Annotated in this window: 14 protein-coding genes; 2 read left to right on the forward strand and 12 right to left on the reverse strand. The window is 63.9% G+C overall.

Going from position 1 to position 16,050, the window contains the following annotated elements; all coding sequences use genetic code 11:
- Positions 1-103: 103 nt before the first annotated feature.
- The gene (locus AUJ55_03255) at positions 104-382 is read right to left on the reverse strand and encodes a hypothetical protein (GenBank protein ID OIO59446.1); all 279 of its coding nucleotides are present in this window, start codon (positions 380-382) and stop codon (positions 104-106) included.
- Between the two features lie 91 nt (positions 383-473).
- Here AUJ55_03255 and AUJ55_03260 point away from each other — a divergent pair, with 91 nt between their 5' ends.
- Positions 474-791 (forward strand): hypothetical protein, encoded by a 318-nt coding sequence (locus AUJ55_03260; protein ID OIO59447.1) that lies wholly within the window; start codon positions 474-476, stop codon positions 789-791.
- Positions 792-1,111: 320 nt separating this feature from the next.
- Here the strand turns inward: AUJ55_03260 and AUJ55_03265 are convergent, their stop codons facing one another.
- Together AUJ55_03265 and AUJ55_03270 are read right to left on the reverse strand one after the other, a co-directional pair.
- A complete protein-coding gene (locus tag AUJ55_03265; protein ID OIO59448.1) occupies positions 1,112-2,167 on the reverse strand; it encodes a hypothetical protein in 1,056 nt (351 codons plus the stop codon).
- Between the two features lie 314 nt (positions 2,168-2,481).
- Complete coding sequence (locus AUJ55_03270) at positions 2,482-3,264, reverse strand: hypothetical protein (protein ID OIO59449.1); 783 nt, start codon at positions 3,262-3,264, stop codon at positions 2,482-2,484.
- A 145-nt stretch (positions 3,265-3,409) separates the two neighbouring features.
- Between AUJ55_03270 and AUJ55_03275 the strand changes: the two genes are divergently transcribed.
- Positions 3,410-3,667 carry a hypothetical protein gene (locus AUJ55_03275; protein ID OIO59450.1) on the forward strand — a complete coding sequence of 86 codons (258 nt, stop codon included), beginning with the start codon at positions 3,410-3,412 and terminating at the stop codon, positions 3,665-3,667.
- A gap of 17 nt (positions 3,668-3,684) precedes the next feature.
- On the opposite strand, the gene AUJ55_03280 is transcribed toward AUJ55_03275, so the two are convergent.
- The 9 genes from AUJ55_03280 to AUJ55_03320 all read right to left on the reverse strand — a co-directional run bounded on the left by AUJ55_03280 (position 3,685) and on the right by AUJ55_03320 (position 16,049).
- On the reverse strand, positions 3,685-4,818 hold the full coding sequence (locus tag AUJ55_03280) for a hypothetical protein (GenBank protein OIO59451.1): 1,134 nt from the start codon (positions 4,816-4,818) through the stop codon (positions 3,685-3,687).
- Between the two features lie 496 nt (positions 4,819-5,314).
- A complete protein-coding gene (locus AUJ55_03285) occupies positions 5,315-6,472 on the reverse strand; it encodes a hypothetical protein (protein ID OIO59452.1) in 1,158 nt (385 codons plus the stop codon).
- Positions 6,473-6,518: 46 nt separating this feature from the next.
- Positions 6,519-7,592, reverse strand: a complete 1,074-nt coding sequence (locus AUJ55_03290) for a hypothetical protein (protein OIO59453.1) — start codon at positions 7,590-7,592, stop codon at positions 6,519-6,521.
- Positions 7,593-7,664: 72 nt separating this feature from the next.
- Entirely contained in the window at positions 7,665-8,828 is a 1,164-nt protein-coding gene (locus AUJ55_03295) for a hypothetical protein (GenBank protein OIO59454.1), read from the reverse strand.
- A 5-nt stretch (positions 8,829-8,833) separates the two neighbouring features.
- A complete protein-coding gene (locus AUJ55_03300; GenBank protein ID OIO59455.1) occupies positions 8,834-12,757 on the reverse strand; it encodes a hypothetical protein in 3,924 nt (1,307 codons plus the stop codon).
- Complete coding sequence (locus AUJ55_03305; GenBank protein OIO59456.1) at positions 12,754-13,608, reverse strand: hypothetical protein; 855 nt, start codon at positions 13,606-13,608, stop codon at positions 12,754-12,756. Before AUJ55_03305 ends, AUJ55_03300 begins: the two co-directional genes overlap by 4 nt.
- Positions 13,601-14,956 (reverse strand): hypothetical protein, encoded by a 1,356-nt coding sequence (locus tag AUJ55_03310; protein ID OIO59457.1) that lies wholly within the window; start codon positions 14,954-14,956, stop codon positions 13,601-13,603. Before AUJ55_03310 ends, AUJ55_03305 begins: the two co-directional genes overlap by 8 nt.
- On the reverse strand, positions 14,953-15,429 hold the full coding sequence (locus tag AUJ55_03315) for a hypothetical protein (GenBank protein ID OIO59458.1): 477 nt from the start codon (positions 15,427-15,429) through the stop codon (positions 14,953-14,955). The genes AUJ55_03310 and AUJ55_03315 overlap by 4 nt, the downstream gene beginning before the upstream one ends.
- A gap of 239 nt (positions 15,430-15,668) precedes the next feature.
- Positions 15,669-16,049, reverse strand: coding sequence for a hypothetical protein (locus AUJ55_03320; GenBank protein OIO59459.1), 381 nt, complete (start codon positions 16,047-16,049; stop codon positions 15,669-15,671).
- Position 16,050: the final 1 nt, after the last annotated feature.

Here is a 16,050-nt window from a genome sequence, read left to right on the forward strand (position 1 = left end):
CGATTACCCGCCGGCGCACGACTGCATGGATGCAGGAGGTAGAGCAATGCAGGAGCAATTGCCGAGTAGGACGATCTCAAGTCCGACAGACTCCTAGGGCGCCCTATCCGAACCGCCCCTTGAACCGGTTTTTTTGGTTCCACCCCACCGCGCCGTAGTTGTCGACGAAGCAGACCTTGACCTGAGCCTGCCCGATGGAGCCGAAGTAGAGCCAGACGTTGGCCTGTTGTTTGTCGGGGGTGATGAACCATAGGGTGTCGCCCGAGGCGAGCCCCCAACTACCGACCCGACGTACGCACAGGTCGGCCTGGCCAGGCTGGTTGACCAAGGCGATGCATATATGGGCTTCGCCCTGAAGGTAGGTTTGGTAGACACGGGCCATGATGCTCGATTCGTAGGTAGGGATGCCTTCGGTTTTGTAGGAGCGCCGCCCCGGCGCGATGATGTGTGTCGTCGATCTTCCAGGAGCCCCTATGTCCGACCGGCCCCCCGTCAAGCGGCTCGGCCTCCCGACCCGGGACGGCAAAACGCTGAAAATCGTGCAAACCCAAGAGGGGCAACCGCCGATCCTGACCGAGGCCACCCCCCCCGAGTCCTGTGCCGAAGCGCGTCGTCTCAAGGCGACTAGCGCTCAGGGGGTGACACCTTCGCCCCGCGCACAGCCCCTGGCCACCATCAACACCCCTTTGGAGACCCGAACCCGGACCATCCTCTATTACGAGCTCTCCGCCGAGGAACAAGCGACCCTGAATGGCGGCGTTACCCCTTCTCAAAACAAGGGACGCAAATAGGGGGAGCCTCGTCACCCCCCTTCCCGGCTTTCTGCTCCCCCATAAGCGGCCTCATTCAAGGCGCCACGGCGAACCCGGAATCCACCTGCCGACGAGCACCTAAGGAAGCGCTGATTGAATAGCGCTTTCGAGCGACCCAGGGCCGGATCGCCAAAATCGGGAACGTAAGTAGGAGGCGACCCCGTCGCCGAAGCTCTTCCGACGTTGCAAGCCAAGCAAAAACCACGTCGCCTCAGGGCGCCTACTTTTGGTTTTTGCGAAGCGTCGCTGAAAAAGGCAGGATGCCTTTAATCGGCGTTTCCCTAAAAAAACCACACCCCCTATTTCTTACCGCCGCCCCCACCCCCCAGCGACATCGACATCTTCATGCCGCCGCTCCCCCCCTTGGAAAGACTGAGATTGAGCCCGCCGTGTCCGAGCGAGAGCGACATGTTCGTCCCGCCGCCCCCTTGCGATTGGCCCCCCGAACCGTGCTGCGCCAGCGACACACCGAATTTGGCCAGCCCCATGGCCAGCCCCAGCTTGGAGCCCCCCTTCCCCCCTTGATGCATGGAGAGGCTCGATCCTGACCTGCCGCCTCCCTGGTCACCGCCCACCCCCAATGACAGCTTCACCCCCCGACCGCCTCCGAGATCGAGCTGGAAGCCCAGGCCGTTTTTGCCACGCCCCTGCCCTTGGCCGCCGCTGTGCGCTCTGTCGCCATGCGACTGCTGAAAGACAGAGAACTTGAGGTTGCTCCGGCCCATGCCCTCGGTCGAAAAGTGCATGGCGCTGAGTTTGCGGTCCCCCTGAGTGCTTTGTGTCGTCGTCAGACGGAAACCGCTGCTGCCTCCTGGGCCGTGGTGCATTTCGCTCAGTTCGGAGCTGGAGCTGGAGTTGCCGAACGTGTCTTGGAAGGCCTGAAAGCGTTCGACCCGTTTAGAAAAACCATCCGGGCCGCTGTGCAGCTTGCTGGACTCGTGGCTGAAGCGGCTCGTCCCGCTGGCGTGGTCTTGAAAGCCCTGAGAGCGATCGACCTGTTTGGAAAAACCATCCGGGCCGCTGTGCAGATCGCCGGTCTCGTGACTGAAGCCTCTCGTCCCGCTGGCGTGGTCTTGAAAGCCCCGAAACCGCTCCCCCTTGACCTGAACCCCCCCGTCGGGGGTGCTCGTGTGGTCGATCTTCGCCCACTGCGAAAACTGGGGGCCCTTGCCCTTGGGTATGCCGCCCCGGTTGCCCTCGGTGCCCCCGAAGGCATCCAGCCGTGCCAGATCGCCCGATTTACCCAGCGGCACCAGCGCCCGGCTGTCGTTGCCCGAGCGGCGGCTGTGCGACAGCCGGGGGGCGCCGAAGGAGTCGGGGTCGGGTTGGTGTTGGCGGCGGGATTCGTCGTTCATGGCGGGGAGAGCACGGCATGGACCCTACGGCAATCGCCGCTGGATTATGAGTGCAGTCTCCCGGTCGAAGAGGCACGGAGACGCAAAGGTTGGATGGCCGCTAGGAGTCTGTCGGACTTGAGATCGTCCTACTGCGCCGGCGGGTAATCGGTCCAGATTTCCCCGGTTTTTCGTCACATAGCCACCACTATGATCCTTAAAACCGTGAAAATTTGACCTCGATTCCCCACTCGGCTCGCTACGGACGCTCAAGCCCGACAGACTCCTAGCAGGTGCATGGACTCCCTTCCAAGGAGCGTGTTGGCCGATGCGCATCATTTGCGGAACGTTTTGGCTCCGCCACTCAGGGCGAAGGGGGCCAATCTTTTGGTCAGCGGTGAGGCAAATACCTCCCGGAACGAGTGATTCCCAATGTGTTCGAGCGATTGGTGGACGTAAGCGCGACGTTTGGGACTTTTTCCCTGTGAAGCGAACAATCCGCGTGCATGTTCGGACAGCATCACGGTTGTCATTTTGTACGCCCAATTCCGGCCCGCCTGCCCCACCCCGGATGCTTTGAAAAAGCCGAGTCCCGACTTGAGGTCGCCCCTGACGATTTCCTGCATCCCCGTGGCCACCATGCGACGGCGCTGGGCGAGCCTCTGTTGATCCTTGGGATCCAGGCCGTCTCCAATGCGTCGATCCAGACCCCGTGCAAGAGCGGCATAATCGTATACCGCCGATTTTTTCTTCTTCCGACTGTTGTAAACAGCAGCGATGTCGTTGCCGATGTGCAACGAATGGACCCCCGTTTGATTGGGCTCGTAGATCACCTGCCGATTAAGCGTCTGTGCCAGTTTTCTTTTTTCCTTCAGAGAGGGCATCGATCGTGCCTGTTGCGATCCCGAAACGATGCCGGTCAGTTCGGCATTCATGTTGCCAAAGTCGAGAGACTTGAACTTGGAAACCCCCTCCAAGGTACGACTCCCGGGAATGCCCACTCCACCCTTCATATTGAGGTAGGGCTGTTTGTTGCCGAGATCGAATGAGGCTTGGGCTTCGGTTGTAGAGATCGTCTTTTGACTGCGGGTCCGCGATGAAATGGCTTCGATGTCCATCAGATTATTTCCTTGTCGTCAACTTATCAGCGGCAGGAGCGCCTCGGTATGTTTTCACACCACGTCACCAAAGTTTTTTTAGGATTGTTGAAAGAGACGTTTCCCTCTTTTTATAGGGGACAAGCGTGTTGAGATCACCCTCGTAATGATGGTTTTTTTGCTTGTTGTATTTTTTGATCTGATGACCGCGATCCAGGGCGACAACAAATTGTTTTTCGTGTCCAAAATGGACGTCGTGCGTAGGTCCGCCCACATACGTATGCGTCTGATCCTCCCATGTTCGGGTGGGGTGTTGGACGGTATTGATCGGAACATGCTTCTTCCTGTTCAAGGCGGCACCAAACATGGCGGCATAATCCATGGATTTGGCCACAAGATGTTTTGCCGCGGCCGTAGGTTTTAAAATCTGGGGTAGGAAACTCATGACACGATCCTTGATTCATGGTTATACCGGTCGATAAAAACAACCGGCAACTGAAGTACAACTTTTGAACCCATAACCGTTAAAAAATTGTTTAATTCATTTGCGGTTGGTTGTCCCTCCAGGTTCCGTGCCGAACCGTAAAATACCTCGTTGTCATGCGGCGCCTGCGCCCGCACCTCTAACCGTTCGAATCCCGGTTTTTCCAGCATTCGTTGTGAAGCGTGGTTGTGCTCGAAGACCTTGGCGTAGCAGGCGTGCAGCCCGGTGGTTTGCCTCGCCATGTCGAGCAACAGCTCCGTCGCTTGGGTGGCCAGGCCATAACCTCGGAAGTCGGCGCCGAGCCAGTAGAAAACAAACCCCACCCCCCCGTGCTGAATCAGGTTGACCGAGCCGATAAAACCCCAGTCTTCGTGCAGCACCGCAAACGCAAGCTGGTCGCCCAGCGCCTCGTTTTCGGCGATCCAACGGTGCCAGTGGTCGTCGCCCTCGAAGGTCGGCAGGCAGCACAGCTCGGCGATGTCGGGATCGAAGTACTGCCAGGCAAAATCGGGCAGATGGTGGTGGCCCAGCGGCTCCAACCGCAGCGGCCCCGAGGTTTGCTCCAGCACCGGGGCGAAGGGGTGATCGAGAAGGCGCTCTTGCCAAGCGGCCAGGGCTTCACGCAGTGCCCCAGCCGGAGCGAACCCCGGCTCGTTCCAATCGAGACGGCGGCAGAGGATTGATGCCTCTTCGGTTTGCCCCAAATGCCACAACGCCCCGCAACACCCCAACCGTTCGGCGGGATGCAGGGGGCGCAGCGCTTCGAGCCCCTCGGCCGCCGCCAGCAGCAGCGGCCAGTCGCTCCAGCACTGGGCCAGATCGAACAGTTGCTCCCGCTCCCGCCCGTTCATGGCCCAGCCGTACCGCTGCCACCCCTCGCGCAGACCGAGCAACCAGTCGATGCGGTCGCCTCCGGCCAACTCGTCGGCGCGGGCCAGGATTTCGGGCAGATGGTGTTTGATGGCAGCCCCCGACCATTGCTGCTCCGCCAACGCTGCTGCCAACCCCTCCAGGTTCGAGGGCGGGGACGCAAGGGGAAGGGGGCTGGACGATCCGGTTTGTTTGGCATGCATGGTGGTCAGATCCTTCATCGATTTCACCGTTCGACAGCTTGGAGAGGCTCAATGCTTCATCGCTGCTCGCGGAAATTGCTGGGAAGCTCTAGGAGTCTGTCGGACTTGAGATCGTCCTACTGCGCCGGCGGGTAATCGGTCCAAATTTCCCCGGTTTTTCGTCACATAGCGACCACTATGATCCTCAAAACCGTGAAAATTTGACCTCGATTCCCCACTCGGCTCGCTACGGACGCTCAAGCCCGACAGACTCCTAGAAGCCTGTTGGACTATCGGTCCACCACCCCGCCCTCCCCGAAGCGTTATCCCCGCGCAGGCGACGTGGTAGGAGCGCCGCCCTCGGCGCGATTACGTCCCGCCCCCCCCGCAGCGTCCCCATCCCCCCCGCGACCACTGGATCCCCGCCTGCGCGGGGATAACGCTTCGGGGGGGCTTCAGGTCAGGCCTGGACCAACGCAGGAGCCACTGCGCGTAGGAGGTCACCCCGGGGCCGAACCTCAAGTCCGACAGACTCCTAGAGCGTGCTGCGCATGTGGGTCATGAACTCAAGAGATTTCTGGGTGCTCGTGTGCAGATGTTCCTGGGAGCTGCCATGCAGGGTCAGATCCACGCCGGCGGCAATCTCCGGGAAACTATGGGTCTGGGTTGCCGGTTCTGGCGGCGACGAAATTTTTTGGAAGTTTTGTTGGGTGAAATGCTGCGATATCAGGCTGCGAACCCCGGACATCGGCGCTCCCAGGCGCATCCAATTGAAGGTCAATTCTTTGATCGCTTGATGGTGTTGGACCGGATCCATGCTGGGAGCGTCGCCAAGTTTGGCCTGGGTGAAACGGTAGGAGCGCACCACATCCGAGGCCGAACCCGAGGTGCCCATCATGATGGGGAGGCCAGCCTCGTCGCGCATTTGCGTCCCCAGATCTTGGGAGAGGTCGATCCCGTAGCGACTGGTGGTCGCGTGTGAGGGTTTTCCGGTGAGGGGATCGATCGGTCGAGTGGCCTCCATGCGGGGGTTGTCGTGCCCATATTTCGGCGTTTTACCAAGCACATGGTGGCCGACGATCGTGGCTTCGATGCCAAGCCGGGATTGTTCCAAGGTCATCGGTCCCGATTTCCCGTGAACCATCATGTCCACCAACGACGCATAGGAACTTCCGGTGCCCTGGGCGCGGGTTGTGGTCAACTTTGTGACCTGCTCCTCAAGCGTCGTCTGTGCGGTTTGCGCATGCTCCTGACGCAGTGTCTGAGCGTAGTCGGCCATAACGCGGCGTTCTCCATGCACCATGTGGCTGCTCATTTGGAACACGTCGCTGTCCACTCGCCCCAGCTTTTTCCGGGTGTTTTGCAGGATGGCGGTTTCTGTGTCCTGCCATCGTGCGTGGGCGTCGGCGCGGCGAACCAGGGTCTCCTGCGTTCCATGTTGGAGGTTCATGTGGGTCTCGGTCAGGTAACTCTTGACGGAGGGGCTCATTGTGGAAGTCGGCACAATGGCCTTCTCGCCGACCCAATGGCCGCTCACCGGTTTGAGCGTAGGCGGCTGAGAAATGGACGGCTTGGGTTTGGTCCATTGCCTATAACCCAAATACGCCAAGCCGCCGAGGGTTGCCAGACCGGTTATGGCGGTCTTCGGGTGGCTTTTGGCGAAGTTCATCAGGGGAGACAAAAAGCTGCTCATCGTTGCCCTCCAAGACGGCGTGAATGGCACATGTAGACGGCGTAACTCATAACCTGCTCTTGAGCACCGGGTACGCCTGCGGGTTGCCCAGAACCTGTCCCAGTCCATGGGTATTGCGCCCCAGGTTTTCTGGAGCGATGACCGTGAGAGACTCGGTGACCTGTTTGGTGGTGATGGTTTTACCGAAGAGTGTCAAATCGGGAACCGAACGTGTGTGCTGGCGCTGTTGTTGGGTGAGCTCCAACGCCGGTGCGTAGAGGCCGGTTTGGCGGAATTTCACCGCAATCTCGTTGTGAAAATCTGCGTGAGGGGGGGGATTTCCCTGGATGAAGCTCTGGTATTCCTGCGCCTGTCGCCCGAGAGACATTTTGTCCATGTTGGGATCTCCGGATCCCATCGAGGGCTTGCCGTAGCGTTTGGTCTTGCCGCGCAAGGTCATAATGCCGGAGCTCAAGTCCCTGTTGTCGAATAGCACCGGGCGGGTGACCTGCGCACGCATCTGCGAACCCAGTTCGCGCAACGGTTGGGTGGCGTCGCGCTGTTTGGTGCGGCTGTTGAAGGCCTCGAAGCGAACGTAAAACTCCTCGGGCAGCAGTGCGGTGACCATGCCCGGGCCGCTCCCCGACCACAGCGGCACCGGTTGCGACGGATCGGTACTCAGCAAAGTAGCCGGAGCTGCGGCCAAGGGGTCGTGGCTCTGTCCGTTTTTAAAACGTGTCTTTTCTTGCCTGAAGGTCACGGGATCGCGGGTGGTCGCCAGACTCTGAAAACCGCTCGTGTATTGTTTGTTGACATCGTGGCTATTGGTCGCGCCGGGATCCTGTGGCCAGGACCGGTACACCAGCCGACCCTCCTTATGAGCCTTAGACAGGCTGTCCTGAGCGTAAAAATCATTGATGTCCTTCATCAATTGATGCCCGTAGCGCTGCACCGCAGAGTCGCCCAGGTGATGCACATGATCCCGAATCTGGGCGTAGTGCTCCTGAAGGTTTCGCGGCTTTTTTGGCGGTGGACCAAGGTGGAGGGTGCCCGACTTGGTTACCGTGAACGCGGGTTGTTGGGATGCCTTGATCGGCGGCCAAAAAACGTGGTCGGAGCTACCTGAGTTGTCTCTGTCCATTCGTCTGCTCCTCGATATTGATTCAACGGAAACTCCGGGGTCGGGTCTTGGACGCAACGGTTGTCAATACCGTTACCGCGTCTCACTCCCCCCCATCACCTCAAACAAATCGACCTTCCCCTGCCGTTTCACAAACAGCTCCCCATACAGCTCCCGCGCATCCATCTCTCCCCAGGCCACCGCTTGCAGCACCATGTAGGGGGCGGGACTGTGGGGTTCCAGGCTCATCAGGTGGTGGGCGGCGTCGCGCAGTAGGGCGTAGGTCTCCTCCCGGTTGGGCAGGGTGTATTCCTGCTGCGCCCCCTGGGGGTGGGCCCCGGCATGGACCCCCTCATGGGGGTCGGACTCCGCCTCGAAACGGGCCGCCGCGTGCAGCGGTTCCGCGTCGTCGGGGTTTTCGGCCATGGGACCGACCTCGATCTCTTGCGGGTAGGCGCCGCGACGGTTGAGTTCGGCGCCGATCATGCCGTCCACCCCCGCCAGCAGGGTGGCGATCGCCCCCAGGCTCGGGGCCTGATCGCCGCAGAGGCGGTCGAGCAACCCATCGAGGTCGCCCAGCGCCGTCTGCGCCTCGCGCACCGCTTGCAACGTCGCCAAATGGAAGGGGATCGGGGTGATCCCCAGCGCGGTGGTGAATTGCTTGGTGGTCGCCCCCTCGATCTGCTTTTCGACCTTGGCGCCATGCACCGACAGCATTTGCTCGTTGCGCCCGGCTTGTTCCCAATCGGCCCACCCCCACGCCCGCTCCTCCCGCCCCGAGTCGGTCAGGGGGACCAAGCGCAGGGGGGGGAGCAGTTTGTCGTTGAGCCAGCGGAAGATGTTGACGCGGTGCTCCAGGTCGCCGGTGTCGTCGGGGTGCAGCGCCTCCCAGTAGCGCAGGCACAGTCCCCGCATCAGGGTCAAAGCGGCGGCCAACCCCAAAAAACCGGCCCGGTGGATCCCCGCCTCGGCCATCCAGGCGGCCAGTTGCAAATCCTTGCTGCGCCGGGCGATGGCATCCCGGGTCAGCACGGCGACCTTCTCCCAGTCGGCCTTTTTCAGATCCCGCTCCCACGGCCCCTGGGGCAGGGTGGGGTCGTCGGCGCGGCGTGCCTCTTGGATCTCGCGGAAGAGGGGGGAGCCGCGCAGATCCTCGCCGGAGGGGCGCTCCTCCTCGACCGGACGCAGCAGGTCGTCGAGCGACAGCCCGAGGATCTTGGCCAGGTAGGGGGGTGATTGCAGAAGATCGGTATTCATGGCGGTCACCAGGCGAGCGGGGCGCGGATGGGAAAATCGGGCAGGGTCAGGGGGGCAGGTTGGCCGCTGGTTGGATCGGTCCCCAGCAGTTGCAAGGCCAGGAACATCCGTCCCACCTTGGCCCCGTTGTCCCCCTCGGGAAGCTCGACCGGCACCTCAAAGACCAACGCCAGGGTGGTCGGATCGAGCGGATCCACCGGGGGACGGCTGGTTGGGCGGTGCTCGGCGATCAGCCGCAACAACGCCCAGGGACCGTCGACGAAGAAGGTGGCATGGGGGCCGTCGACGCTCAGGCTCGGTTGCGCCGGGTCCTTTTTGGGCAGGATCGAGGAGCGGTCGGCCCAATTAAAATCGAGGGAAACCGGCTGGCCGAATCCCCAGTTCAGATTCCGGACGTCGTTCGGGAAGGTGGCGCTCTCTTGGCCGCTGTGCAGGCGCCAATCGAGCAGCTGGTCGCTGACGTGCCAGGCGGGGGTGCCGTCCTCAAAGGCCCGGAAGGTCGGATGCAGACCGACGCTTTGACTGCCGGGGGTTGCGGCCAGGTTGGCGGCGAAAAAGGCGGCTGCCTTGTCGAGTCGATGCAAGAAGCGTTCGGCCTGCCGCCAGCGCTCGCCCTGCGTCGTCTTAACCTCGTCGAGCAGCCCCTGGCGTTGCTGGGCGTAGTCGAGGAAGAACTGCCGGGTCGCAAGGAGGGGGGCGGGGCGGCTCGGGTCGTCGCCGAAGGGGAAGCGGCCCGCCAGGCTTTGGTTGAAGGCGTGGGCCAGCGCCTGATAGCCGGCGTCGAGCACCGCCTCTTTGCGCGCCTTGCACAGGCTGGCCGTCTGCCGCTCCAGGGTGGCGCGGTGCAGCGAGAACAGGTCGTTGCCGAAGGGGGGGGAGGTATGGTTCTTCAGGTCGGCGGCGCATCCCCCCAGGGTCATCGGTTGCAGTTGTTTGGCGATCCAATCGTCGAGGTGGGCGACCTGGCCGCTGGGCTCTTTGAATTGCACGAAACGGTTGAGCTCGGTGATGGTGTTGCCCCAGTAGGCGGCGGTCTCCCGGTTGCCGAGGTGGGTGTCGTCGATCTGCTGGCTGTTGAGCAAAAAGTTGACGAAGGGGGCGGCGTACCCCCCCAGCACCTGGGCCCGCTGCAACTGCCGGTCGAGCAGCTCCTGGACTTGGGGGGGGCTGCCCAGGTTGGCCAGCAGGGTCTCGGGGGGATCGGCGGTCCCGACCGGATGAAATGGCACCCGGTAGAGGTGGCTGGCGCGGGCCAATGCTTCGATGTTGGCCAGGGTGTCCCCGGCAAAGTCGCGTGCACATTGGGTCAGTTGCGCCGCCTGGGTTTCGAGGCCGTGTTGACCCAGCATGGCGATCAACATGACCAGATCCCCCTTGATCCGACCGAAATCGCCCCCCTGCTGGCGCACCGCCCCCTCCAGCGCCGCCAGGGGGGAGACCGCCACCTCGGTTTGCCAGGCCAGGTCGGCCCCGATTTGCGCCTGGGTGAGCAGTTCGTTGGTCACCCCGGCCAGCCTGCGTTTGGCCAGACGCTCCCCCAGGGTCGGGGGGGCGTCGGGATCGGCAGCGGCGACGGCGAAGGCGTCGTATTCCCGCAGCGCCGCCATCGCCGCCCGCAGCTTGCCCTCGTCCCACCCTTGCAGGGGGACGCGGCAGACCATCTGGTCGGCGGTGTTGCGCTGCATGAAGTTCAGCCCACTTGCCGCCACCAGTTGATCGCGCTCCCGCGCCGCCCCCTCGGCCAGTCGCCATTGCCCGTCGCGCAGGGAGAACAGGGGGGCGTTGGCGGGGCCGGGGATGGCGGCCAGCCGGGTCATGGCCGGTTGAAAACAACGGTCGTTGCCGAACAGGGCGGCCACGTCGTCGAGGGTGGCGGCGGGGTAATCGAACCCCTTGAGGCTCTTGAGCGCCGGTGCCATCCCCTGGGCGATGTCGAGACAGGGGTTGTGTTGGGCGTCGGATCCCAGCCAGCTCGACTCGATCCACCCCATCCAGGCCGAAAAATCGGCGAGGGTGGCCGGATTGTCCCCCTTGGCGTGCCTCATCTGCGTGAGGTCTTCAGCCCCCCGGTCGAGCTGAGCAAAGAGCCCCTGCTGGCTTTGTACCCCCCATGTCAAAAGAGATTGGCTCGCCGTGTCGTGCATCCCCTGGGGGGTCTGAACCGGGGTTTTGTCCTCGACTTCCATCAGCGCCTTGCGGAACAGCCCGTCCGGGTTGTTCACCGAGCTAGGCAGCGGCTCGTCGTAGAGGTAGAGGGACAGCGCTTTGTACATCTCCAGCAGCGGGGCGGGGTCGCTGGCGCTGTAGTCGTAGGCGACGGTCCAGTAGAGCTTGTTGAACCGTTCGAACTCGGTCAGGGCGGTGGCCCGGTTCAGGATCAGTTGCTGCCACCCCTGCGCCACCACGGGGGCGGAAAGCTTCGGATCGGGGGGGGTGGCATCGAGCAGTAGGTTGCGGGCGCGTGCTTCGAGCTGGCAGCGCAGCTCGGGGAAGATCACCTGCCGCAGCGCCTCGTAGGACAGACGGCTAGAGACGGTGTCCTCGTGGCGGCGGTCGAACCAGGAGACCGGGATCGTCGGGTAGCTCATGTGGGCATCGATCTGGGCGATCCGATCCTGCAAGGCGTAGCTCGTCTCGCGTCCGACACAGGCGCCGTGGCTGTGCGGGGCGCCGATTTTGTGGTCCTTGACCATGTCGAGCGCCCCCAGGGTCCGGTCGACCTGACCGACCAGGCGGTTGGCGTCGAAGGCCAGCCAGGTGCAAAGCAGGGCGAACAGGGCGACCGTTCCCAACTGAATACGCCGGATCGCGGTGTGGCGCGACAGGATCCCCTGCCGGGTGGCTCGGGCCAGGTTGGTTTCGGCAAAAACCTTGTTTTCGAGCAGCTCGGGGACGAAAGCGACGTCGCTGCGGGGATCACCCTCCAGCACCCCCGAGCCAGCCACGGCGCCGGTGAAATACAGGCCGCGCATGAAGAAGTTGCTGTGGAAGGCGCTGCCCCGGAAGAGCCCTTCGAGCACCTGACGCAGCGGCGCCCGCAGTGCGGCCATCCGCGACGGAAAGAGGAAGAAGCGGTCGACCTCGACCGGGTCGCCCCCCTCCCGGCCCGCCGCCTGCAACTGCAACCGTTTCAGCCCCTGTCCGACCTGGACGCAGGCCTCGTCGACCCAATCGGGCAGGAAGGTGGCGTCGAGGGAATAGGGGTTGGACCAGCCAAACATCTGCTTGAGGTGGGCCGGATCCATCCGCGACCAGAAGGGACCAAACCCCTCGACGGCGTCGCACTGGGTGACCACCACATAAACCGGAAAGGTGAATTCGAAGCGGCGTTGCAACTCCAGCAATTGACCGTATTGCCGTTCGGCCCAGCGGCGCAGCTCGGCGGGGCTGCCCCCCAGCAGCAGGGGGGCCGGCAGGGCCAGGATCACCCCGTCCAGGGGCCGCTCGGGGCGGCGGTCGAACAGCCCCGCCACCACCCGGTTCCAGGCCAGGCGGGTTTCGGGATCCTGGCTGTCGGGGGCGACCTCCAGCTCCAGGTCGATCAGCAGCCCCTGCTCGTAATAGACGAATTGAGTCCCCGGCAGGGCCAGGGCCGCTTCCTGGGGCGAGAGGGTTTCCCGGCGGCTGGCCCCCCCCGAGGCGGCCAGGGAGCTGCGGCCCGAGCCGGTCGGCCCGAGCAGCACGATCCAGGGGGCGCGGTAGCGCCATTCCCGACGTTGGGCCAGGGTGCGCACCCCCGCCATCAGGCGGGCGAGTTGGCGGGCCAGCCCCTGCAACCACCGCAACAGCAAGGGGGGCTGGGCGGTCGCCCCCCCCGCTGCCCGCTTGGGCGCCTTGGGTTTGAGCAGCCAGCCAATCGCCAAGGCGATCAGCAGCACCCCCGCCGTGAGGCTGGCGACCCCAAAAAGCGAGATGGACGCGAAGTTCATCCCGCCCTCCCCGTGGTGGTCGGAGCGGAGACCTGCCCCAGGGTATTGAAGGGGTTGATGGCGACGAACCAGACCGCCGTCGAGATGGCGACGTAGAGGCTGGCAGCGACCACGGCCCCGAACAGCCAGGGGCGCAGCGGGGCCAGACGCTGCCCGGTCGATTCGCTCAAGGTGTAACGGTAGGCCTGTTCAAAGGGGGGCAGGCTGCCTCGGGCGGTGGCATCGGCGCCGATGAAACGCAGCAGGCGGCGCCGGTAGTCGGCCAGCCCGGTTTTGCCTCGGCTGCCCCGGTATTTGCCTTGAAAACCGAGGTGCAGCGCCATCAGGAAGACGGCGGCCAGCTCCTCGTTCAGGGGGTTGTGGGAGCGGTCGGCCAGCAGGGTGTCGAGCCGGGCAAAGAGGTTTTCCCCCGACTCGTCGCTGTTGAACATGGCCCTCTCGATCAGGTAGTGGGGCCAGTGCAGCGCCCCTTTCCATTCCAAATCGAGGATGAACAGCTCGTCGACCTGGGCCGCCATGACGTAGACGGCGCCGCGATAGGCGGCGATCCGCTCGGCGCTCGACTGCGCCTCGACCTGTTGTTGCTGGCGGCGCAGCAGTCGGATCAGCCGGTCGCTGACCATCGCCGCCAGGTCGTTGCCGTTCTGCACCAGGGTCAACGGTTGCTCCCCCTCTTGCCCCTCTTGCGGCGTCTGCGCCTGCCCATCGGGCGCACCCCTCCCACCCGTCTCCCGACTCAGGAAAAGGGGGAGTTGTCCCGCCGCCTGGGCCTGTTTGATCCGGGCGACCTCTGCGTAGAGGTCGCCGTACCAGGCCAGCAAGGGGCGGTCGCCGGTGAAGGGATCAGCCACGGGGCGCCTCGTTCTGGGTGCGGTAGAGCAGGATCGCGGCAGGGCTGCCGACCCCCGGTCCCTCTATGGTCAAGGTCGAGCCGTCGGTGAACATCCGCACCAGTTTTTCTTTGCCCCCCTCCTCCAGGGTGACGGTGCGGTCGGTGATCGCCAGCAGCAGACCGCTGGCCTGTAGGGCGATCTCCCCCACCTTGGCGGGATCGGGTTTGTCGAGCAGGGCGCCGCGCAGACGGCGGCGGCGCAGCTCGGGCAGCAGGATCTTGTCGCCGATGCGAGTTTGGCTGGCCCAGCGGGCGATCTCCTCCTGGCTTTGCCCCTTTTGCGGGCGCAGCTCGATGACCAGGTCGCCCCCCATCCCCTCGGGGAGCTTGCGCTGAAAGGTCCCCCCCTCGATCCGCTCGAAGGGGAAGATCTCGAAGGTGGTTTTCTGCCGCTCCAGGATCGACCCGACGTGGGCGATCAAGGCGCTGAAGCCGGGGATGCAGTGGTTGTGGTCGTAGGGCAGCGGCTTGGGGGGGATGGGTCGGGTGTCGAGGGCGGCCAGATGCCCCGCCGCCTGAGCCAGCGCCAGATACAGGTCGAAAGGGTGGGCGGCCGGGGTCTCGACCCAGACCTCAAGGGGGGGAAGGGCTGCGGCCAGGGGGGTAAGCAGGGTGCGCCCCCCTTGGGCGCCGCCGCCGTCGCCTCCGGCCAGCTCCTTGAGTTTGTCGCGCAGCGCCACCGTCATGGTCTGCAACCGGCTCGGCAGCCCCTCCTCCCCCAAAAAGGGGCAGGCGTCGGCCCGCAACATGGGGGGATGAAAGGGGGTGAGCTCCAGCTGTTTTTTCTCGTTGCGGCGCACCTCGACCAGGGGAATCGAGACATATTTGGCCGAGGGTTTGCCGTCGAACAGCGCCAGCACCGGGCGCAGGCGGCTCAGGGCGATGGTCGACTGGCCGGTGTTTTCATCCCGCGCCTGGGTGCCGACCGGGATATACCGCCCCGCCTCCCGCCCCTCGCCGGGTTGAGGGACCGCCAGGTAGATGCGGGCGGTGGGCTGTTCATCCCAGGGGTGATCCTTCAGGTCGCAGACCAGGGTTTGTCGTTCGTCGGCGGCGGGGAAGCGGACAGCCAGCCCGTCGGGCATGACGGCGTGCAGCAGATCGACGCGCACCTGCCCCTTGTCGAGCACTCCGGTGTCGATGCCCAGACGCAGCACCCCCCAGAAATAGGGGTGGTTGCGGGCGCTCAGGTGGAGCTGCTGCCGCTGCCAGTACAGGTCGCTCTGTTGCAGGTGCTGGGGGCCGAGCAGCATCCCCTCACTCCACTGCACCGCATCGGATGGGGCGATGTCCCAGGGGGTCGTCATGGTGGGCTCTCCTTCGGGGGAGGCGGAATTTCAAAAGCTTGGGCGCTGACGCGGCTTAGGTTGATCTGGGCGTGCAGCAGCGGGGTCAGGTCGAGGGCAGCCCGACCTTGGGGATCGCGCAGGTTGGGGTAGGCGATCACCTTGTAGGCGCACTGCGACCCCTCGGGCAGCGGCACCGGGTTGATCCAGTCGCCGGGGGGGACTTGCAACGAAACCACCTTGAGGGCGCCGGGATGGCGTCCCATCAGGGTTGGTTTGTTGGCGAACCAGTCCCCGGCGTTGTCGGGCATCGCGGTGATGGCGGCGTCGTCGAAGACGAAGACGATGTCGACCCAGGTGGCCATGCGTTCGTTGGCATCGGGGGCCGCCACCACCCGCAGCCCCATCAGGGCGGTCGGGGGGGGAGAACACCCCGCCAGAACAAGCAGGAGTAGGGTGGATAAGCGCAGCGCATCCACCAGCAGGCGCCCCACGCGGCCCCCAACACCCCACTTCGGCGCGGACGGCCCCGGCGCACCCATCAACCCTTGGCAGAGGGGGTGGCTTTGTGCCCCCGCCGGTAAATCCCCCCCGACCCCCCTTTGGGAAGGGGGGCAGGCGAAGGGGGTTGCTTGTGGGGCGGCGGTGTTGTGTAGGGTGGATAAGCACAGCGCATCCACCAGCAGGCGCTCGTGGACGGGGCTGAACCGCAGCGAATCACTCCACCCTCCCCTCATCGCAGCACCATGGCGCTGAACTGTCCGGGAATCAGGCTCATGCCGACCCCGTCGCTCAGGTCTTGCAGGCAGGGGTCGCAGGTGCTGCGGGTCGGACCGGGTCCGATCATCAGGCAGGTACTGCCGAAAATGCTGACGTCGGGGCCGGTGTTGATCCCCGAGGCGACCCCGAGACCCATCTGATCGCCCAACCCCACCGTCCCCACATCGAGCATGTTCCCCCCCAGCCCCGGACCGATAATGACCTGGAAATTGGTCGGGATATGGGTGATCGAAAAGGCGAAGTTCACCGTGACGATGGGGATGCCGATGTAGGTCACCACCGGTTCCAACGGTTCGATTTGAGTGGTCAGGGTGTTGTTGATCGGTCCCGGCATC

The organism is Proteobacteria bacterium CG1_02_64_396, assembly GCA_001872725.1.
Lineage (GTDB): Bacteria > Pseudomonadota > MNWR01 > CG1-02-64-396 > CG1-02-64-396 > CG1-02-64-396.